General features: G+C 60.5%; 20 protein-coding genes. 12 read left to right on the plus strand and 8 right to left on the minus strand.

Going from position 1 to position 18,808, the window contains the following annotated elements; all coding sequences use genetic code 11:
- Window positions 1-98: 98 nt before the first annotated feature.
- Window positions 99-377 carry a DUF982 domain-containing protein gene (locus EOC83_RS01805; RefSeq protein ID WP_013532012.1) on the plus strand — a complete coding sequence of 93 codons (279 nt, stop codon included), beginning with the start codon at window positions 99-101 and terminating at the stop codon, window positions 375-377.
- A 30-nt stretch (window positions 378-407) separates the two neighbouring features.
- Window positions 408-647, plus strand: a complete 240-nt coding sequence (locus EOC83_RS01810) for a DUF2188 domain-containing protein (RefSeq protein WP_013532013.1) — start codon at window positions 408-410, stop codon at window positions 645-647.
- 159 nt (window positions 648-806) lie between these two features.
- Here EOC83_RS01810 and EOC83_RS33140 read toward each other — a convergent pair whose 3' ends face one another.
- Window positions 807-1,358 carry a hypothetical protein gene (locus tag EOC83_RS33140; protein ID WP_224672900.1) on the minus strand — a complete coding sequence of 184 codons (552 nt, stop codon included), beginning with the start codon at window positions 1,356-1,358 and terminating at the stop codon, window positions 807-809.
- A 126-nt stretch (window positions 1,359-1,484) separates the two neighbouring features.
- On the opposite strand from EOC83_RS33140, the gene EOC83_RS01820 reads away from it, so the two are divergent.
- The 9 genes from EOC83_RS01820 (at window position 1,485) to EOC83_RS01860 (ending at window position 11,383) form a co-directional block, all read left to right on the plus strand.
- Window positions 1,485-2,228, plus strand: a complete 744-nt coding sequence (locus EOC83_RS01820) for a competence/damage-inducible protein A (protein ID WP_063167866.1) — start codon at window positions 1,485-1,487, stop codon at window positions 2,226-2,228.
- Window positions 2,229-2,309: 81 nt separating this feature from the next.
- Entirely contained in the window at window positions 2,310-3,143 is an 834-nt protein-coding gene (locus EOC83_RS01825; RefSeq protein ID WP_027162597.1) for a universal stress protein, read from the plus strand.
- A gap of 131 nt (window positions 3,144-3,274) precedes the next feature.
- A complete protein-coding gene (gene gpt, locus EOC83_RS01830) occupies window positions 3,275-3,775 on the plus strand; it encodes a xanthine phosphoribosyltransferase (RefSeq protein WP_013532017.1) in 501 nt (166 codons plus the stop codon).
- 210 nt (window positions 3,776-3,985) lie between these two features.
- Window positions 3,986-4,474: an NUDIX hydrolase gene (locus EOC83_RS01835; RefSeq protein ID WP_013532018.1), complete on the plus strand. Its 489-nt coding sequence runs from the start codon at window positions 3,986-3,988 to the stop codon at window positions 4,472-4,474.
- 132 nt (window positions 4,475-4,606) lie between these two features.
- Window positions 4,607-4,918, plus strand: coding sequence for a PilZ domain-containing protein (locus EOC83_RS01840; protein ID WP_063167865.1), 312 nt, complete (start codon window positions 4,607-4,609; stop codon window positions 4,916-4,918).
- Between the two features lie 631 nt (window positions 4,919-5,549).
- Window positions 5,550-9,332 carry a vitamin B12-dependent ribonucleotide reductase gene (locus EOC83_RS01845; RefSeq protein WP_063167864.1) on the plus strand — a complete coding sequence of 1,261 codons (3,783 nt, stop codon included), beginning with the start codon at window positions 5,550-5,552 and terminating at the stop codon, window positions 9,330-9,332.
- Window positions 9,333-9,420: 88 nt separating this feature from the next.
- Complete coding sequence (locus EOC83_RS01850; protein WP_063167863.1) at window positions 9,421-10,446, plus strand: DUF4238 domain-containing protein; 1,026 nt, start codon at window positions 9,421-9,423, stop codon at window positions 10,444-10,446.
- A gap of 55 nt (window positions 10,447-10,501) precedes the next feature.
- The gene (locus tag EOC83_RS01855) at window positions 10,502-10,699 is read left to right on the plus strand and encodes a type II toxin-antitoxin system HicB family antitoxin (RefSeq protein ID WP_164746046.1); all 198 of its coding nucleotides are present in this window, start codon (window positions 10,502-10,504) and stop codon (window positions 10,697-10,699) included.
- Between the two features lie 87 nt (window positions 10,700-10,786).
- The gene (locus EOC83_RS01860; protein ID WP_063167862.1) at window positions 10,787-11,383 is read left to right on the plus strand and encodes a hypothetical protein; all 597 of its coding nucleotides are present in this window, start codon (window positions 10,787-10,789) and stop codon (window positions 11,381-11,383) included.
- Window positions 11,384-11,498: 115 nt separating this feature from the next.
- Here the strand turns inward: EOC83_RS01860 and EOC83_RS01865 are convergent, their stop codons facing one another.
- The 7 genes from EOC83_RS01865 to EOC83_RS01895 form a co-directional block, all read right to left on the minus strand.
- Window positions 11,499-11,828 (minus strand): hypothetical protein, encoded by a 330-nt coding sequence (locus tag EOC83_RS01865; protein WP_127224108.1) that lies wholly within the window; start codon window positions 11,826-11,828, stop codon window positions 11,499-11,501.
- Window positions 11,812-12,642 carry an S-formylglutathione hydrolase gene (gene fghA / locus EOC83_RS01870; RefSeq protein ID WP_063167861.1) on the minus strand — a complete coding sequence of 277 codons (831 nt, stop codon included), beginning with the start codon at window positions 12,640-12,642 and terminating at the stop codon, window positions 11,812-11,814. Before fghA ends, EOC83_RS01865 begins: the two co-directional genes overlap by 17 nt.
- A gap of 102 nt (window positions 12,643-12,744) precedes the next feature.
- Window positions 12,745-13,554, minus strand: coding sequence for a formylmethanofuran dehydrogenase subunit C (locus EOC83_RS01875; RefSeq protein ID WP_063167860.1), 810 nt, complete (start codon window positions 13,552-13,554; stop codon window positions 12,745-12,747).
- Entirely contained in the window at window positions 13,551-14,459 is a 909-nt protein-coding gene (fhcD, locus tag EOC83_RS01880; protein WP_063167859.1) for a formylmethanofuran--tetrahydromethanopterin N-formyltransferase, read from the minus strand. Before fhcD ends, EOC83_RS01875 begins: the two co-directional genes overlap by 4 nt.
- Window positions 14,447-16,078: a formylmethanofuran dehydrogenase subunit A gene (locus EOC83_RS01885; RefSeq protein WP_063167858.1), complete on the minus strand. Its 1,632-nt coding sequence runs from the start codon at window positions 16,076-16,078 to the stop codon at window positions 14,447-14,449. Before EOC83_RS01885 ends, fhcD begins: the two co-directional genes overlap by 13 nt.
- Window positions 16,072-17,160 carry a hypothetical protein gene (locus EOC83_RS01890; RefSeq protein ID WP_063167857.1) on the minus strand — a complete coding sequence of 363 codons (1,089 nt, stop codon included), beginning with the start codon at window positions 17,158-17,160 and terminating at the stop codon, window positions 16,072-16,074. Before EOC83_RS01890 ends, EOC83_RS01885 begins: the two co-directional genes overlap by 7 nt.
- A gap of 117 nt (window positions 17,161-17,277) precedes the next feature.
- A complete protein-coding gene (locus tag EOC83_RS01895; protein WP_013532029.1) occupies window positions 17,278-17,658 on the minus strand; it encodes a 4a-hydroxytetrahydrobiopterin dehydratase in 381 nt (126 codons plus the stop codon).
- Window positions 17,659-17,811: 153 nt separating this feature from the next.
- On the opposite strand from EOC83_RS01895, the gene EOC83_RS01900 reads away from it, so the two are divergent.
- Entirely contained in the window at window positions 17,812-18,783 is a 972-nt protein-coding gene (locus EOC83_RS01900) for a beta-ribofuranosylaminobenzene 5'-phosphate synthase family protein (RefSeq protein ID WP_024504393.1), read from the plus strand.
- Window positions 18,784-18,808: the final 25 nt, after the last annotated feature.

The following is an 18,808-nucleotide window of genomic DNA, read 5'->3' on the forward strand; positions in this document are numbered from 1 at the left end:
CGACACGGCGCTGTAGAGCCTTCAAACAGCCTCTGAGACGTTTGGGCGCAGGCTGACGGCCATGGTTGCAACCAAATTGGCTGCTTTGCGTTGCGGCCATGATGGACAACAAACCTTTTGAAGTGCCGGTCGTCGTCGAACTTGGCCACGTCGGCAAATATCGCCACATCCGCAGCGCCCAGGAGGCCGCGGAGTGCCTGATGACGGTGTGGCCGCTCAATCGCGGCCCGCGCCATCGTGATGCCCTCGACACTTGCCTCAAAGTGCTGGAAGGTTATCGTTCGACAGCAGATGCGCGCCGGGCGCTGATTGAAGCCGCCAAGGAATCGGAAGTGCTGGTGCCCGACGACAGACTGCCCGACGACCGACTGCATTGAGCAGACGGACCTTTCAACCGGAGGTTTTTCATGGCGAAGCTGACTTACAAGATCGTCGAACATGACGGCGGCTGGGCCTACAAGGTCGGAGCGACCTTTTCCGAGACGTTTCCGACGCATCAGGACGCGTTGCGCGCCGCCGAAATCGCCTCGGCCGAGCAGCAGGTCGCCGGAGCGACGGACGGCATCCAGTATGAGGACGCCGAGGGAAAATGGCATGAGGAACTGGCCGACGGCCGCGACCGGCCGCAGACAGAAGTCTCGGACTGATTCGGTATCGCGGTTGATGTGGAGCGGTTCGACGGAGCGCCGACCGCAGCGCCGTCCGGAGAGAGGACGCGCCAGCGGCCAGCGGCTGTCCTTGCGGACTAGCCCTCGAACATGGATTTCTGGAAAATCGGCGTGCGCTTTTCGGAAATCACGTTCTGGCTATTTGCCGCAATACTGATCGTTGACGTTTTGCCCTGCGTTAGCGTCCGGGCCTGGTGTGTTGTGGGCACATGGGCCAATAGCGCCGGTGTTGCCTTGGGTGTTCAACCCGGAGCCGTCACTGATGCTTCCCGTGGTGTAGGGGTCGACAGTTGTCTGGTCGTTGTTACCGAACAGCCACCAGTCATGATTGTTTGAGTACCTGTCGTCCAGTGACTGCGCCATCGCCGATGTGGCGAGACCGATCGTCAGGACGGATGCTGCGAGAAGTTTTGTAACCATTGAATCACTCCGTATCTTAGCCGCCTTGGTGCGACACTCATAAAACCCGGTAGTCAGCCGAATGGTTCCTTGAAATTGTCGTGAAGCTGAGGTGAGGCCCCGATCAGCCCGGCCGGCGATGCGCTCGATGGATGCGGCGGTTCGCTCCTGGGCCATGAATTCCGGCAAGTGCCCCTTGCCATAGCACCCGTCGATGCGGCCGAGATCTTGCTCGACCGCCACGTCATCGCAGAACATGGTGTGGAAACGAGTTGGCTTCGACCGAGCCATCCACCTCCGGCGGTCATGTAGTCGGGCAGGAAAGCCGGCGCCGCGGAGATGACATTGCGGCCACCGCTGCGCCGCGCTATCTCAGACCACTCGCCTTCCCGGGCCACTCGCTTGCCGGAGCTTCCCATGCCTGAAATCGTGACCGCCGCCATGCTCGTCATCGGCGATGAGATTCTGTCCGGCCGCACCAAGGACAAGAACATCGGCCATCTCGCCGACATCATGACGGCGATCGGCATCGACCTGAAGGAAGTGCGCATCGTCCCGGACGAGGAAGACGAGATCATCGCGGCGGTGAACGCCGTGCGCGCGCGCTACACTTATGTGTTCACCACGGGCGGCATCGGGCCGACGCATGACGACATCACGGCCGATTCCATCTCCAAGGCCTTTGGCGTACCTTGCGAATACGATGCCCGGGCCTATGCGATGCTGGAAGCAAGCTATGCCGCGCGCGGCATCGAATATACCGAGGCCCGCAAGCGCATGGCACGGATGCCGCGCGGCGCCGATCTCATCGACAATCCGGTGTCGGTCGCGCCTGGCTTCCGCATCGGCAACGTCCACGTCATGGCTGGCGTGCCGTCGATTTTCCAGGCCATGCTCGACAATGTCGTGCCGACGCTGAAGGCCGGCACAAAGATGCTGTCGGCGACCGTGCCCTGCCCGTTCGGCGAAGGCCTCATCGGGGGGCCGCTGGGTGATATCCAGAAAGCGCATCCCGATACGATCATCGGCTCCTACCCGAAATATGGCGATGGCAAGTTCTGGACCGAACTGGTCGTGCGTGCCCGCAGCCAGGAGGCGCTGGACGCTGCCCGCGCCGATGTCGAGGCGATGGTCGCCGGCTTCGCCAGCAATCCCGGCTGATCTGGTCCAGACCGGAACAAAGCACGACGCTGCAACGTTTCCCCGGCACGAGTTCGCCAGCTCGTGAACTGAGGGATTGTCATGCGATTCAAAACCATCGTCGCCATTCTGCAGAACGAGCAGGACGCCGAGCGCGTGCTCGACTGCGCCATTCCGCTCGCCAACCGGTTCCAGAGCCATCTGGTCGGCATCCACGCCGAAACGCTTCCCGTGCCCTACACCTCTGCCACAGGCTTTCCCGACACCGAATTCCTGCAGGTTTCGGCAGATATGAACCGGGAACGGGCCGAGAAATTGAGGACGCTGTTTCTCAGGCATATCGAGGATTCCGGTCTTTCCTTCGAGTGGCGAAGCCTGGAGAGCTTTTCGGGTGACAGCGCGCTGACCGGGATTTCGAGCGTGCGGGCCGCCGACCTGATCATAGCAGCGCAGCGCGAAACGGGCGGCGATTCCAGCGCGGACGTTGACACGCTGGTCTACGATGCCGGCCGGCCGGTGCTGGTGGTGCCGCACGAGGGTCCGCTGATCACCACCTTCAAACGCGTCTTGCTCGCCTGGAACGGCAGCAAGGAAGCGGCGCGCGCCGCCTTCGACGCGCTGCCCTTCATCATCGAAGCCGAGAAGACCGACATATTGGTTATCGACCCTCCTGAAACGCTCGACGACAGCCCGGAGGCCGCCGGCGCCGAAATCGCGGCGGCGCTGTCGCGCCACGGCGCCACCGTCAGCGTCTCGGTGCAGCAGTCGGGCGGCAGTTCGGTCGATGACATCATCCAGACCAGGATCGCGGAAACCGGCGCCGATCTGCTGGTGCTCGGCGCCTACAGCCATTCATGGCTGCGCCAGCTTCTGTTCGGCGGCGTGACGCGCAGCGTGCTGCGCACCGCGCCGGTGGCAGCCTTCCTGTCGCGGTAAGCCCACAGCGATCGCTGGCCCTTGCCTTGCCAAGGCCCCTGCTCTTGCCAAGATGGGGGCTTTCCAGCTAATTCCGCGCGCATTCCCCTGTTTTCTTGCGCGCGATCCCCGCGTGCTGTGGAGTGCGCGACATGTCCCTTCCCGAAAAAGCCTTTCCGGTCTCCTGGGACCAGTTCCATCGCGACGCTCGCGCACTCGCCTGGCGGCTTGCCGGTGCCAACAAGGGGCAATGGAAAGCGATCGTCTGCATCACGCGAGGCGGGTTGGTGCCGGCGGCGATCATCTCGCGTGAACTTGGCATCCGCGTCATCGAAACCGTCTGCGTCGCCTCCTATCACGATTATACCAGCCAGGGGCAGCTGCAGGTCCTCAAGGAGATCACCCCTGCCCTGCTCGCCGAAGACGGCGCCGGCGTGCTGATCATCGACGACCTGACCGACACCGGCAAGACGGCGGGCATCGTGCGCGCGATGATGCCCAGGGCGCATTTCGCCACCGTCTATGCCAAGCCGAAAGGCAGGCCGCTGGTCGATACTTTCGTCACCGAAGTCAGCCAGGACACCTGGATCTATTTCCCGTGGGATATGGGCTTCACCTACCAGAAGCCGATCGCCGACGACCACGCCGGCTGATTCGCAACTACCCTGTTACAGACCAGCAGCTTGCACCGGGGATGGATTTGCTTTCGCAAACACGTCCGGCAGAGCCGGATATTTCGCGAAATCGACGTCTATTGGCGGAAATTGGCCAGGCGAATGAAATTTTTTACTTTTATTGCCGACAATTAGCCGTAAGATTCGTGAGACGGCAAACGATTCCGGAGGCTGGGGCTAGCTTCTTCGATGTTGACGAGGCCAACGACACACAATCATCTGGCCGAAAGGGTCCGACGGCTCTTCGGCACCGCGCCGTGCCGCCTGCAGGTTGCCGCCCTGCCCTGGCGCGACACGGGAGACGGCGTCGAAATCATGCTGATCACCAGCCGCGATACCGGCCGTTGGGTTTTGCCCAAGGGTTGGCCAGAGGCCAGGGAGCCGCTCTGCGAGGCCGCGGCGCGCGAAGCCGGCGAGGAGGCCGGGCTGCGCGGCCGTGTCTCTCATCTTGAAGCCGGCCGTTACTTCTACGCCAAGGCGCTGGCTTCCGGCGAAGAAGTCCCGTGCGAGGTCCTGGTGTTTCCGCTGCATGTCGACAAAGTCGCGGACCGCTGGAAGGAAAAACGCTCACGCACCCGCAAATGGGTCCGTGCAAGCGAAGCGGTGCGCATGGTCAACGAACCCGACCTTTGCCAGATCATCGCCTATTTCTGCGCCGACCCGCACAGCTTCTCCTGACGGGCGGCCACACCGCGCTCTTTGCAAAACGGGACTTGCTTGCAAAGGCTGGACACGCGTTGCCGCCATCGACATGAATGCTTTGCTAAGGAATCAAAGGTAGGATTCGGCAGCTCTGGTATTTTTTGATCGATGGCGAGCCCCGAAAATCCAATTCCAAACGAGTCCGACGAGCCTGAGCGCGAGCATCGTCCGCGCGTGCTCAAGGGCGGGTCGATCATCACCGGAATTTCGAATTCGGAAGTCGGCTGCACGCTGCGCAATCAACACGAAGGCGGAGCCGAACTGAAGATACCGCTGGAAGCCCGGGTTCCCGATCGCTTCCTTCTCTATGTGCCGCTCGACGGCATTGCCTATCGGTGTGAGGTCCGCTGGCGTCGCAATGACCGTATCGGGGTGCAGTTCACCGGCACCGAGCCAAAACCCAGGCTGCACTACGGCTGATCCATTCAGGCACGACGCTTTGGATCGTTGCCGCGTCCGGATTGCCTGGTGGCGACAAAATTGCGATCGCCGCACCGCATTCTATCCCCGTTATCCACATATGTGACACACAAGATGTTGGGGTCACAAAAGCTACGCAAACGAATCCTTGACGGCGCAAAACGAGTCGCCTTTTATAGGCCATGCGCTCCTGTTGAGAGTGCGACCGGAAAGTTCTGAGCCCGGTCTTTTTCCCGGATTATGTGCGTTTTGCTCGCATTTCCGCCTGGTTACGAGGCCGGCGGAAGCGTTGGAATTGTGGGGCGGTTGGGGTCGATAGGGACAATTGTCGGGCTTGAATAAATTGTCTGTTAATACTATATTTAGTGTTTGCAGGTAGGTTCGACGCTAGATAGTGTGAATTTCCCTCGACCGAGGGAATCGGAAAAAAATCAGTTTTGAGGGACCCGTGGGTTCGTCGGCGCGTTGGACAGGCACTTCGCAAGGAGTTTGACCAGCAGGGCCGGCGGAGGCTGCGAAATGGAGAGCCGGCCGTTTTCGAACGCCGGCAGACGGCGGACATGCGCGTTTCGCATCGGGGGCAGAAATCCCTGGGGAAAAGCGCTACATATAGACAAAAGGGACCGGACCAATGCGCATCGAGCGTCGTTTCACCAAGCCAGGACAGTCCGCCTATGCGGAGATCGAATTCCGCAAGGCGCTTTCGGAGATCAAGAATCCGGATGGCTCGGTGGTGTTCCGCTTGGACAATATCGACGTGCCGGCGCAGTTCTCCCAGGTCGCAGCCGATATCCTGGCACAGAAATATTTCCGCAAGGCCGGTGTTCCGGCACGCCTGAAGAAGATCGAAGAGAACGACGTCCCCTCCTTCCTGTGGCGCTCCGTCGCCGATGAGGCGGAACTCGCCAAGCTGCCGGAAGCCGAGCGCTACGGTTCCGAGATCGACGCCCGCCAGGTCTTCGACCGCCTTGCCGGCACCTGGACCTATTGGGGCTGGAAGGGCGGCTACTTCAAGGCGTCGGAAGAAGACGCACGCGCCTTCCGTGACGAGCTTGCCCACATGCTGGCCACCCAGCGCGTCGCGCCGAACTCGCCGCAATGGTTCAACACCGGCCTGCACTGGGCCTATGGCATCGACGGCCCGAGCCAGGGCCACTTCTATGTCGACCCGTTCACCGGCAAGCTGACCAAGTCGAAATCCTCCTACGAGCATCCGCAGCCGCATGCCTGCTTCATCCAGGGCGTACAGGACGACCTCGTCAACGAGGGTGGCATCATGGATTTGTGGGTGCGTGAAGCGCGCCTGTTCAAATACGGCTCCGGCACCGGCTCCAACTTCTCGCTGCTGCGCGGCGAAGGCGAAAAACTGTCCGGTGGCGGCCGCTCGTCGGGCCTGATGAGCTTCCTCAAGATCGGCGACCGCGCGGCGGGCGCCATCAAGTCGGGCGGCACGACGCGCCGCGCCGCCAAAATGGTCATCGTCGACGCCGACCATCCCGATATCGAGGAATTCATCGACTGGAAGGTCAATGAAGAGCAGAAGGTCGCCTCGCTGGTGACCGGCTCGAAGATCGTCAAGAAGCATCTCGAAGCGATCATGAAGGCCTGCGTCAACTGCGAAGGCAATGGCGACGACTGCTTCGATCCGTCGATCAACTCCGCGCTGAAGCGCGAGATTAAGGCGGCCAAGAAGTCGGCCGTGCCGGAGAACTACATCTACCGCGTCATCCAGTTCGCCAAGCAGGGCTATAGCTCGATGTCGTTCAAGACCTACGACACAGACTGGGATTCGGACGCCTACCTCACGGTTTCGGGCCAGAATTCCAACAATTCGGTGTCGCTGAAGGATAATTTCCTGCGCGCCGTCGAGGACGATGCCGACTGGCACCTGACCGCCCGCAAGGACGGCAAGGTACTGAAGACGCTGAAGGCCAGGGATCTCTGGGAAAAGATCGGTTACGCCGCCTGGGCGTCGGCCGATCCGGGCCTGCATTTCAACACGACGATGAACGACTGGCACACCTGCGCTTCCGCCGGTGCGATCCGGGCGTCCAACCCGTGCTCCGAATACATGTTCCTCGACGACACGGCCTGCAATCTCGCCTCGATCAATCTGCTGCCCTACCGCAACGCCGACGGCACGATCGACATCGCAGCCTACGAGCACACGGTGCGGCTGTGGACCATCGTGCTCGAAATCTCCGTCATGATGGCGCAGTTCCCGTCGAAGGAGATCGCCAAGCAGTCCTACGAATACCGCACGCTCGGCCTCGGCTATGCCAATATCGGCGGCCTGCTGATGACGTCGGGCATTCCCTACGACTCCGACGAAGGCCGCGCGATCTGCGCCGCACTCACCGCGATCATGACCGGCATGGCCTATGCCACCTCGGCCGAGATGGCCGGCGAACTCGGCGCCTTCGCCGACTACGACCGCAATGCCCAGAACATGCTGCGCGTCATGCGCAACCATCGCCGTGCCGCCTATGGCGAGAAGCAGGGCTACGAGAAGCTCGCCGTCAACCCGGTGCCGCTCGTCGCTTCCGACCTGAAGCAGCAGGACCTTGCGACCCACGCCAAGGCCGCCTGGGACCGCGCCATCGAGCTCGGCGAGGAGCATGGCTACCGCAACGCGCAGGCGACCGTCATCGCGCCGACCGGCACGATCGGCCTGGTCATGGATTGCGACACCACCGGCATCGAGCCCGACTTCGCGCTGGTGAAGTTCAAGAAGCTGGCCGGCGGCGGCTATTTCAAGATCATCAATCGCGCCGTGCCGGAAGCGCTGCGCACGCTCGGCTATTCCGAAGCCCAGATCGCCGAGATGGAGGCCTATGCGGTCGGCCACGGCAACCTCAACCAGGCGCCGGCCATCAACCCCGGCGCGCTCAAGGCCAAGGGCTTCACCGACGAGAAGATCGCGGCGCTCAACGCAGCCTTGAAGTCGGCCTTCGACATCAAGTTTGTCTTCAACCAGTGGACGCTCGGCGCCGACTGGGTGAAGGAGACGTTCGGCTTCACCGACGAGCAGCTCAACGACTTCTCGTTCGAGATGCTGCCGGCGCTCGGCTTCTCCCGCAAGGACATCGAGGCCGCCAACATCCATGTCTGCGGTGCGATGACGCTGGAAGACGCGCCGTTCCTCAAGGCCGAACACCTCGCCGTGTTCGATTGCGCCAGCCCGTGCGGCAAGATCGGCAAGCGCTCGCTGTCTATCAACAGCCACATCCAGATGATGGCGGCGGCACAGCCCTTCATTTCCGGCGCGATCTCCAAGACCATCAACATGCCCAACGATGCGACGGTGGAAGACGCCAAGGGCGCCTACATGCTGTCGTGGAAGCTGGCGCTGAAGGCCAACGCGCTCTACCGCGACGGCTCGAAACTGTCGCAGCCGCTCAATTCCTCGCTGCTCGCCGATGGCGAGGACGACGAGGATGAAGCCGTCGAGCAGCTGCTCGCCGCACCTGCGGCAGCACGTGCCGCACAGATCACCGAGCGGATCGTCGAGCGCATCATCGAGCGCGTGTCGCGCGAGCAGGAAAAGCTGCCCGGCCGCCGCAAGGGTTACACGCAGAAAGCCAAGATCGGTGGCAACACCATCTTCCTGCGCACCGGCGAATATGACGATGGCCGTCTCGGCGAGATCTTCATCGACATGAACAAGGAAGGCGCGACTTTGCGTGGCCTTCTCAACAACTTCGCCATCGCCATTTCGTTGGGCCTGCAATATGGCGTGCCGCTCGACGAATATGTGCACGCCTTCACCTTCACCAAGTTCGAGCCGGCCGGCATGGTGCAGGGCAATGACGCCATCAAGAGCGCGACGTCGATCCTCGACTACGTGTTCCGCGAGCTGGCGATCTCCTACCTCGGCCGCAACGATCTCGCCCATGTCGACCAGTCGGACTTTTCCAACACCGCACTTGGCCGTGGCATCAGCGAAGGCAAGACCGATGCGGTCTCCAAGGGCCTGACCCGTGGCGCCTCGCCGGTGAAGCTGGTGTCGCGCGTCAGCGGCAACGATCCGAAAGGCTTTGCGGCCCCCTCGGGCGCCCCTGCCCGCTCGGCACCGACCGCCTTCTCCGGCTCCAACGTGCTGGCGCTGAAACCCGCCAGCGACGAAGCGGTCGCCTACAAGCGCGACTATGAGGAGCGGGCAAAGGAATTGGCCGAGGACATCGCCTTCGAGGAAGCGGCGGGTGTTGCTTCCGACGCCACGGCTGCGCTGTTCACCGACGCCGCGGCCATGGAGGCGGCGGAAGCCAAGAAACTCGCCAACGACCGCCGCGCCAAATCGCTGCTCCAGGGCTACACCGGCAATTCCTGCTCCGAGTGCCAGAATTTTACCATGGTGCGGAACGGGACCTGCGAGAAGTGCGATACGTGTGGCTCGACGAGCGGGTGCAGCTGAGCTAATTCACGCGCGCTGTCTGTCTGCTGCCAACAATGCGACTCCGCTCTCAGCAGAAGAGATATGCTGAGAGCGGAGGTCTATAAAAATGCCGCCAGAGCCCAAGCAACAGCACTATATTCCGGAAACTTATTCGAAGCATTTCTTGGATGGAGACGGCTGCATCAAAGTCTACGATACGTGGGAAGATTGTAGGCTTTTCTGCACCTCTCCAAAATCGGTATTCAAAGAGAAATACCTATACTCACAACCAGTTCATGCTGAAGCGCGTTTTGACAACGCGATCGAGAGACTTTTTTCCGACACGATAGAAAGCGGCTGGGACCGAGCTGTGAACATTATCGCGGAAAAGAAACCGCTCTCACTTGATGAAATTAAACATTTCACCGAATTCCTTTTGTCCATGCGATGCCGTGTACCCAACGCGCTTAGATCTGTTATGAGCCTTTTGCGAGACTCTGTTGCTAGGATATCGGACGCAGTTTCACCTCCCGTACCCGAGGCTCTGTTGGAAATTTATCGCAAGACGACAGGAGATGTATCGAGCCAGATTAGAATGCAGGATTTGATAAACGCCGGCATAATTCAAATAAACATTGACCCGCATACCGCCCTTCTTTCGATGCCAAATATCATTCGAGGCATGCTTCCTGTAATGAATCGGTACAACGCGCCTGTTTTTATACACAACGAGACAGGCGTCGATTTTATTTCTAGCGATAACCCCGTGTGCTACTTCAAATCGGGAACACCAATAGGTAAAATAGTTCCATACAGTGTCGGAAATTTTGATGATTTTGAACTTGTCTTCCCTATAACTCCGCGCATTGCGATGTATCTGGACACCCGAAGGCAGACGGATGCAATGCATAGAGAAGTACGCAACCGCCGGGCGATAGATCGCATCAATGAGGTCGTGGCTCTTTTTGCTGATCGCTATATATTTAGCCAACGGGGAGACATCGAGACCTTAGTATCCAACTTTTTCGATAAAGGGCCAGTTCCGGACTTCGAACGCTCGATAGTTGGTAACGGCTTGGTGCAGCGAATAAGCTACAAGATCGGACAGCCCTCCGCTCTATCGAATGCGTGGGAATACCCATTCCGACGATGAGGATGCAACAGGGCGTGAGCCGCTACACTGACTATCCACCTAGGGAGTGAAGTGCGTGTGTTACGCGGTGGTGATTGAAAAGGCGGGAAATAACTTTTCCGCTTATGTGCCGAATTTACCCGGCTGCATCGCGACCGGTGCAACTGTACGCGAGGTGGAAGCCGAGATTCGCGATGCAATTCGCTTTCACATCAAGGGTTTGCGGGCCGATGGGTTGAATGTGCCGAAGGTGTTAGCTTGGCAGAGTGCGTAAAGGCATAAAGCCACGAACCAGACCGGCACTACAGGTAGATGAACTTCACACCCACGTTATTGAGCGCGGTTTCTTTTGGAAAAATTTATGACAAGCGCTATTGGTTTGACGCCTATAGACCTCCTAACAACAATTTTGGTAGTTATTACGGGCGTATACGCCTGGCTAACTTATAAGATAGCCCACTCAAATAAAATGATGGTCATAGAAATACAGAAGCAGATCGAGGTTCAAACGCGGCCTGTAATTGCTTTGAATATCGAAATTCAACACCATACTATTTTTGTTGCTCGAATCTGGAACCGAGGCTCCTCATCCGCCGAGAACCTTAAACTGACGGTCGACAGAGACTTCTATCGCTTTGGGGAAACCGTTGGAGAATCAAAAAATATTTCTGATATGTATATTTTCAAAAACACATTGGCTGCACTCGCGCCTGGCGATGGATTCTGGATCGATCTTTGTACAGGCCCTCAGGTCGGCAAGGAGATCGGCGGCAAAATAGTAACACCTGACAAATTCACAATTCAGGCATCCTATGGCTACGGGTCGCGTATCTATACCGAGAACTTCTTTGTGGATCTTCGAGCTTATTTCTATACGTCCGGAGCGAAGAGAATTCCTGAGCAACTCGAAAAGATAGCAAAATCTCTGGATGAACTGGCAAAATCAAACAGAAAGTAGTCACCTCACCGTGGAACATGTCGAGGTTGATATGGGATCATCTCCCTGTGGGACACCGGAGCCGGGAATACGGCCAGAATAGTTGTTTGCGGCCAGGATCGCTGCCCGGACCAATTTACCCCGCCTGCAACACCTCCAGCGTCTGCCCGTCAAACGAAGGCTCGTCCTGGCCTATCCGCACGAACAGCACTTTCCGCCCCCCACCCTCGGGCACCTCGAAATACTGGATGCCGTCAGGCATTTCGCCCCAGGCGCCGCAGGGCGGCTCCGGGATCTCATCGGGGCTGGCTACCGCTTTCAGCTCTTTCGCATAGGCAGCGTCCGGGCTGAATGTGTAGCGTTTGACGCCGGCGGGGACTCTGCCCCCGGCGTAAGGCGTCGAATTCAATACCTTGTTTGCATCTGGCCATGCCTTCGGCCTGCCCGGTTCAAAGCCTCTCAGCATGCCATCTCAGATGGTCGTCCATGAAGCTGGAGATGAAAAGATACGAGTGGTCGTATCCATCCTGCATCCGCAATTTTAAAGGAATACCTGCTTTGGTGCAGGCCGCCTCAAGCAGCCAAGGCCTCAGCCCGTCGTCAAGAAATCCATCCGACGTTCCCTGATCCACCAAAAATTCGGGGAAGCGGTATCCGTCGTCGATGAGCGACGTCGCGTCGCAGCTTCGCCACGAGGCCTCATCCTTGCCGAGATACTTCTCAAAAGCCGGTCTCGACCAGCCGGCGGTGCTTGGCTGGGCGATCGGGGCGAACGCCGAGCAGCTCTTGAACCGCTGCGGATTCTTCAAGGCAATCGTCAGCGCGCCATGCCCGCCCATCGAATGGCCAAAGATTGCCTGGCGTGCCATATCGGCTGGAAATTCAGCCGCGATGAGGGCCGGCAACTCCTCGGCGACATAGGAATACATACGATAGTTCTTCGCATAAGGCTCTTGCGTCGCATCGAGATAGAAGCCGGCGCCGGAGCCGAACTGCCAGTTGTCTTTTTCATCCGGAATGTCGGCCCCGCGCGGGCTGGTGTCGGGACAAACGACGATCAGGCCGAGCTCGGCGGCCATGCGCCTGTACTCGCCCTTGTCCATGACATTGGCGTGCGTACACGTCAGGCCTGAGAGATACCACACAACGGGACAAGGCGTCTCCCGCGCCTGCGGAGGTATGAAAACGGCAAAAATCATGTCGCAACGGCAACTCGTCGAGAAATGGGAATAGACGCCCTGCACGCCGCCATGGGCTTTCGTCTGAGAGATGATTTTCATGTGTTCTCCACGTTGCGGGTCGGATGACGGTCGGCCCCACCACTGCCACCCAGCGGCAAGCACTTGCGTCCTGCCATCGTATGGTTCCTGTGTCGACGGATCTCAGCGCGGAAAAAGAACATCGCCCATTCCGAGCACTGCGTTATCCCCGCCATATTTGCGCGGTGCGCTCCCCAGAAGCGGCCGTTTCAAAATGCCCTCGGCGATCAGATGACGATCGATGATGGCGGCGAAAACGCTCTCGGGCGCGCCGCATTCGACGAAGCTCGGCGACATGCGTGCCGGCGCGCGATCGAGAAGGATCGAACCGCGACGCATCAGATAGCCAGGCATCTCACCGGTGCCACCGGCCACCACCAAGGTGCCGGCGATCATGCGGCTGCCGGCATGGTCGCCGGAGCCTTTCAGCACCGCGACCAGGCCGCGCCGCATGCGGTCCGCCGCGAAGGCGCCCGCTCTGCCCCTGACGATCAACACACCGCCGTTCATGCCGGCCAGTTCCCCGACGAGCGGCGCACCGAGGTGGTCGCCGGCATTGCCTGTTATCTCAAGCCTGCCGCCGCGCATGCCGGAGCCGGCGTATGGACCCGCATTGCCTTCGATCGTGAGCTTGCCACCCCGCATGGCGCGCCCGGCCTGGGCGCCGGCATTGCCAACGAGGCGAACCGACCCACCCCGCATGCCTTGCGCCACAAGGTCAAGGCGCATGCTTCCGCCCTCGAACACGATGCTTGCCGGATCGCTGCCGGCGACGCGAAAAATGTCGCCCACCTTCGATCCGAGCTTCGACATGCCGATCTGGATTCTTTCGACGTCGCGCCTTTCGATCCCGGCCAGCCGCTCCGGCGTCAGCGGCGACAGGTCAAGGCGCTCCGGCGGCTCGGCAACCAGGGTGAAGGTCAGCGCCTTCATGGCAGCATATCCTTCAGCGAGTAGATGAATTTCCCGAGCTTGCCGCCGTAATTGCCGGCGCTGATCCGAACCGCGCCTCTTTGCGGTCCGAGCTCTATGACAGCCTTGATGCCCGCCTTCATCGCGGCGGCAACTGCATCATTGGTCTCACCATCGATGACGATTTCCAGGACGGCGTTGATGTCGGGACCGAGTTCACTCGCGACGACGCCGCGCAGTGTCGGCGCGTAGGCTTCGTTGGCCGAGGCGATCATGCCTTTGTATTTGCCACCGATCTTGGAACCCGAACGGGCAATGCCGCCCGGAAACGGCACGATGGCGCCAGGCACCATGCCGATCGCACCGACGGCGGCCTCGGCAGCGGCCAAAGCGTTGGCGCTGCTTTGCGCCATGACAAAGAAATTGCCGCCACCGACAGCTTCCTTCGTCAGTCCGGTCGTTGCTTCGCACAGGAACTCGCCATCCATGACGGGAATACGCCAGAAATGCCTGTCGCCGATCTTCTTGGAGATTTGCCAGCCGTCGCCGAAATAACGCAGTGCCGAACCGAGCTTGAGCTCGGCGCTGCCCTGCAGCCCGGCAAAGCAGGCGGAACCCGGCGAGGTCAAAACGCACTGGCCGACACGATTGAGCAGTTGTTTCTGCAATTCGTCCGTTCCCATCGCGAAAATCATGACGCGGCAGCCCGGCCGGCCATCCGGTGTGGCCGATGGCGGCAGGTCGAGATCGATTGCCGCTTCGCAGCCGCAACCGATCACCGAGGTGGCGAAGCCGGTCATTGTGATCGCCGCCTGGCGAGCCCATTTCCGGCTCGGCGCGGTGATGACGATGGCGGTTGCGCGCATGCCGAAGGCTTCCGCGAAGGTATCGTCGATCGTTACGCCATTGATGCTCATGTTCGGCATGGCACCTCGCCGAATGGCTGTTCGCGCGCAATCGCGGAATCCGGGAAATTAAACCAGTCCAGCGACAGGCCGTAGCGCTGCTGGTGATAGTCCTCGAGCCGTCGCACCATTGCCTTGTCGACAGGCGGCTTGAGCCTCAATGCCTTGCCCCAGCGGTAATGGATGATTTCCCCGTCTTGCACGACGAGATCGCCATCCTTGAAAACATACGCCGCCTCTCCGAGCATTTTGGCGATACTGCGGTCCCTGCGATAGACAGCGACGTCGGCTGTTGCGCCGGCGCCGAGATGGCCTCGATCCGTCAAGCCGAGCAGCTTGGCTGGCGCCGCGCGCGTCATGATGGCGATTTCCTCGAACGTGTATTCGCGGTCGATTGCGGCCAGGGTAGAGAGCACCAGGGCGGATCGTGAAAGTCCGGCGGCCATTTCGGCGCGCGCTTCCCGGCTCATCAGCAGTTCGAACAGCGCCGGATAGGCGGTAAAAGGTGCACCGTTGGGATGATCGGTGGTGAAGAACACACGCCAGGGATCGTCGATCAGGAGAAAAAGCTCGAGCCCGATCGCCCACTGCATCGTGCCGTAGAAGTCCTTGCCATAGCTGTAGGGCACGATGCCGCCGCCATTGCCGTCACCGTCATGAATGACGGTCTTTTTCGGGTGTGCGCTGCCACGCGCCGAAAACTGCCGCATGACGTCGGAGGAGACCGTGACCGTCTGGCCGAACATCACCTGGCCGATATCGATGGTGACTTCCGGCGTCGCGTTGACCAGTTCGGCAAGCCGTGCGGCGGCAGAGGAAAACCCGCGTTTTCCTTCCGTGCCATAGCCATAGAACTGGAGGTGGGCGAGATGCAGCGGCAGTCCATCCGCCGCTGCAATCGTCGCAGCCGCCGTATCCGCCGATCCGGGGCTGCCCAGATTGTTGCAATGGACATGCAAGGGATGCGGCAAGCCAAGACTGTCGACGGCGGCCTGCAGCGTCTTGACGATCTTGCGCGAACTGACGCCATAGGAAGGCACGACATCATCCAGCGAGAAGGTGCGGACGTTCTCCTTGAAGGCGGCCGCCGCACCGGCGTTGATCACCTTGACCCCAAGCGCTCGCGTCGAAGCGACCGTCCAGGCGACATAGTCCTCGATCATCGTCCGGGGGGCGTCGTCGCGGATCATCGACAACAGGAAATCGTCGTTGCCGAGAATGGCAAGGGTCGCTTTGTCGATAATCGGGATGTCAGCCAGTTCGAGATGCGTGTGCAGCGCCGCTCCCGGCGACATCGCCGGCTCGACGACCGTCGTAAAGCCCATCTTTGCGTAGAGGCAGCCGGTCTGGAACGTCGACCAGCCGGCATTGGCGAGCGGCGTCATTGCTGGCCGCAGCTGATGGGCGGCATGCTGTTCGGGCAAGAGCAGCCGCGCGGTGTTCACATTGCCGCCACCGATGTGGGAGTGGATATCGATGGCGCCAGCCATCACGATGCAGCCGCTGGCTTCGACGGTCCGGTCGGCCGCCCCTCCCGCCGGCGCCGGAACGATCTTGTCGTCCTTGATCCAGAGGTCGCCTTTGCCGAGACGGCCGTTGACGGGATCGATGATGTCGCCGTCGGCGATTTTCGTCAGCATGGCAGTGGCTCGAGGAAAGCGTGGGTAGCGATCAGGCGGATGATCGTCGCGGCGGAGGGCAATTGCGAGGCCGCTTGCGCATCGATCGACCTGAGCGAGCCCGTGCGGCTGGAGTAGACAACCGCATCGTGATCGACCCCAGCCTCGCCGATGGCCATGGTGACTGCGGCGCCGGCAACCGGCTTTTCCGTTTTCGTCAGCACAATCAGCGCCATGCGTGCCCTTTTTTTCTGTAGTTGGGCCGTTGCGGCGGAGATCCGCAGGTGCAGGTCAGCTTCGCCGGCAGCGATCATGCGCTCCACATCGCAGCGCCAGGGATCGAATTCAGGGAGGCCGCGCGCAAAGCCGGTGCGCAGCGGAAAACCTGTCATCCAGGCCGAGGCGAGCGCGCTTCCCCACCCGTTTTCGCTCGCCGGCAGATAAAGGCCGGATGCGCGCGATTTGCGATTGAGATCGGCGATCAGTCCTTGCAGCATCTCCAATGCCAAGCCTTCGGCGGCGTGGCCTGAAAACAGGAACACGGGAAAATGCGCGGCCGCCAGAGCTTTGGCAAAATCATTGAAATTCGACACCGGTTGCGATGTACGCCGCCCTTTGTACTGTGCCCTCAGTGCCGCCAGCGTGGCGGTGAGGCTAGCTTGGCCACAGGAAAGTTGCGTTGCCTTGCGTCCGCCGTTCAGCGGCGGCACAGACATCCCGTTTGGGCCTACCACGAAGAACGCGCGCTGGTTGCCGGTCGAGAGGTCGGGAACCGTCCCGGCAAGTTCGCCGACAAGACCATGATGGATCCGCGGGAGCTCGCCCACGATCACCACGACATCGGCACGCCGGCGCGTCTCTCCGGGGGCGACGGTCATTGCCCCCTTGTCGGTAAAAAGCGCGGTCTCTCGGGCAAGTGCCGCACCATCGGCATGGTCGTATGCCGCGCCAGCCCGCTCAGCCAGCGCGATCGCCGCCCTCGTGCCATCTATATCCGTATCAAAGCTGAAAACCGGGCACCGACTTGACGACAATAGCGACGCGGCATGCGCAGCCGCGTGCTCAATCAGCGCTTCCCGGTTGCCGATCCAAGCAACCGCCATTCGCTAAACTACTTTCTGGTGCCGGCTCGATCCTAGACGAAACTGGATTGGCCGTGAACCCCACCCTGCAGCGGATCAGCGAATGTTTTCATACGCGTCAACAAATTCCGACCCTGCTTAGTCATATTTGACGTAAGCGAAGCGTTGATCGGTCAGTGGAGTGCCCTCCAGTGCCCCGCCTTCCTTGGCCGGCTGCCACTGGACAACGTCCTCGATCTTTTTCGCCAACTCGAAATCCTTGTCGGTAATGCCTTTCGCCGCGTGATTCGTCAGGCGCACCTCGACCCAGGCATAGGAGGCGGTGATATCAGGATGGTGCCACGCCGCCTCGGCGAGATGACCAACCGTGTTGATGACCATGAGCGTCGATTTCCAGCTGTGGGTCTTGTATTTGCGCCGGATCCAGCCGTTTTCATAACGCCATTTCGGCAACTCCTTCTCAAGCCGGTCGGCGATCTCGGCTTCCGAATAGACCTTTTCCTTGACTGTCTCGTTCATCTCGACCTCCGCGAATTGCTCGGTCTGTCACACGCCGGAGCCGGCAAACACGTATGCGTTCTCTTTGGCTTGCCCCATCGACGAAAACAGTTATCATGGTACCGGGCACCTAAACTTCCATGATGCATCCATGATGCACCCATCGGGGGGCAGATGTCGAATTCTGTTACCATACGAGTGCCCGCTCGCCTGCACCTTGGCTTCCTTGATCTCAATGGCGATGCTGGACGGCGGTTCGGCAGCGTCGGGCTTCCATTGAGCGAACCCGAAACCGTCGTCACCCTGTCGCGGTCCAGCGAGACCATCGTCGAAGGCTCCGAGAGCACCCGCGCCAGCGAGCATCTATCGACGCTCTGCAAGCATCTTGGCATTCGCGGCCAGCACCATCTGGTGGTAGAGCAGTCGATCCCCAGTCATGCGGGTCTGGGCTCCGGCACACAGATCGCCCTTGCCGTCGCCTCGGCGTTGCGCACGCTCCACAATCTGCCTCTGGACATCGCCGGCGACGCTAACCTGCTCGAGCGGGGCGGCCGATCCGGCATCGGCATCGCAAGTTTCGAAGACGGCGGCGTCATAGTCGACGCCGGCAAGAACGACCGCGGCGGAACGCCTCCGGTCGTCGCGCGGCTGCCGTTTCCGGAAGAGTGGCGCGTCCTCCTCATCCTCGACCATTCCGGGCATGGACTGCATGGAGCAGCCGAGGTTGCGGCGTTTCGCTCGCTGCCGCCATTCCCAACGGCAGGCAGTGGGGAGATCTGCCGGAGGGTGCTGATGGGCATAATGCCGGCTTTGGTCGAGCGGGACCTTCCGGCATTCGGCGCCGCCGTCACCGCGATACAGATGCTGATCGGCAGCCATTTCGCCCCGGCCCAGGGCGGCGTGTTCACCTCGAAGCGGGTCGAGATGGTGGCCCACTGTCTCAATGAAGCAGGCGCCGTCGGCATCGGCCAGAGTTCCTGGGGGCCGACAGGCTTTGCCTTCGCGCCATCGCAGGACGCCGCACTCAAGTTCGTCGACGCGGTTCGGAAGACGACAGTTGAGGGCGGCCTTGAGGTCAAGATCGTCAAGGGCAGGAACTCCGGCGCGAAGATCAGTTCAACCAGGCTGGATCTCGTCGGCAGCTGACGCTTCAGTTTCAGGCAGAAAGGCA

The sequence above is a fragment of the Mesorhizobium sp. Primo-A genome, assembly GCF_003997175.1.
Taxonomy (GTDB): domain Bacteria; phylum Pseudomonadota; class Alphaproteobacteria; order Rhizobiales; family Rhizobiaceae; genus Mesorhizobium; species Mesorhizobium ciceri.

Bases quoted from the DNA above. Each gene is read 5' to 3' on its own strand.
- EOC83_RS01805 (WP_013532012.1), top strand. From the start codon at position 99: ATGATGGACAACAAACCTTTTGAAGTGCCGGTCGTCGTCGAACTTGGC.
- EOC83_RS01810 (WP_013532013.1), top strand. From the start codon at position 408: ATGGCGAAGCTGACTTACAAGATCGTCGAACATGACGGCGGCTGGGCC.
- EOC83_RS33140 (WP_224672900.1), bottom strand. From the start codon at position 1,358: ATGGCTCGGTCGAAGCCAACTCGTTTCCACACCATGTTCTGCGATGAC.
- EOC83_RS01820 (WP_063167866.1), top strand. From the start codon at position 1,485: ATGCCTGAAATCGTGACCGCCGCCATGCTCGTCATCGGCGATGAGATT.
- EOC83_RS01825 (WP_027162597.1), top strand. From the start codon at position 2,310: ATGCGATTCAAAACCATCGTCGCCATTCTGCAGAACGAGCAGGACGCC.
- gpt (WP_013532017.1), top strand. From the start codon at position 3,275: ATGTCCCTTCCCGAAAAAGCCTTTCCGGTCTCCTGGGACCAGTTCCAT.
- EOC83_RS01835 (WP_013532018.1), top strand. From the start codon at position 3,986: ATGTTGACGAGGCCAACGACACACAATCATCTGGCCGAAAGGGTCCGA.
- EOC83_RS01840 (WP_063167865.1), top strand. From the start codon at position 4,607: ATGGCGAGCCCCGAAAATCCAATTCCAAACGAGTCCGACGAGCCTGAG.
- EOC83_RS01845 (WP_063167864.1), top strand. From the start codon at position 5,550: ATGCGCATCGAGCGTCGTTTCACCAAGCCAGGACAGTCCGCCTATGCG.
- EOC83_RS01850 (WP_063167863.1), top strand. From the start codon at position 9,421: ATGCCGCCAGAGCCCAAGCAACAGCACTATATTCCGGAAACTTATTCG.
- EOC83_RS01860 (WP_063167862.1), top strand. From the start codon at position 10,787: ATGACAAGCGCTATTGGTTTGACGCCTATAGACCTCCTAACAACAATT.
- EOC83_RS01865 (WP_127224108.1), bottom strand. From the start codon at position 11,828: ATGCTGAGAGGCTTTGAACCGGGCAGGCCGAAGGCATGGCCAGATGCA.
- fghA (WP_063167861.1), bottom strand. From the start codon at position 12,642: ATGAAAATCATCTCTCAGACGAAAGCCCATGGCGGCGTGCAGGGCGTC.
- EOC83_RS01875 (WP_063167860.1), bottom strand. From the start codon at position 13,554: ATGAAGGCGCTGACCTTCACCCTGGTTGCCGAGCCGCCGGAGCGCCTT.
- fhcD (WP_063167859.1), bottom strand. From the start codon at position 14,459: ATGCCGAACATGAGCATCAATGGCGTAACGATCGACGATACCTTCGCG.
- EOC83_RS01885 (WP_063167858.1), bottom strand. From the start codon at position 16,078: ATGCTGACGAAAATCGCCGACGGCGACATCATCGATCCCGTCAACGGC.
- EOC83_RS01890 (WP_063167857.1), bottom strand. From the start codon at position 17,160: ATGGCGGTTGCTTGGATCGGCAACCGGGAAGCGCTGATTGAGCACGCG.
- EOC83_RS01895 (WP_013532029.1), bottom strand. From the start codon at position 17,658: ATGAACGAGACAGTCAAGGAAAAGGTCTATTCGGAAGCCGAGATCGCC.
- EOC83_RS01900 (WP_024504393.1), top strand. From the start codon at position 17,812: ATGTCGAATTCTGTTACCATACGAGTGCCCGCTCGCCTGCACCTTGGC.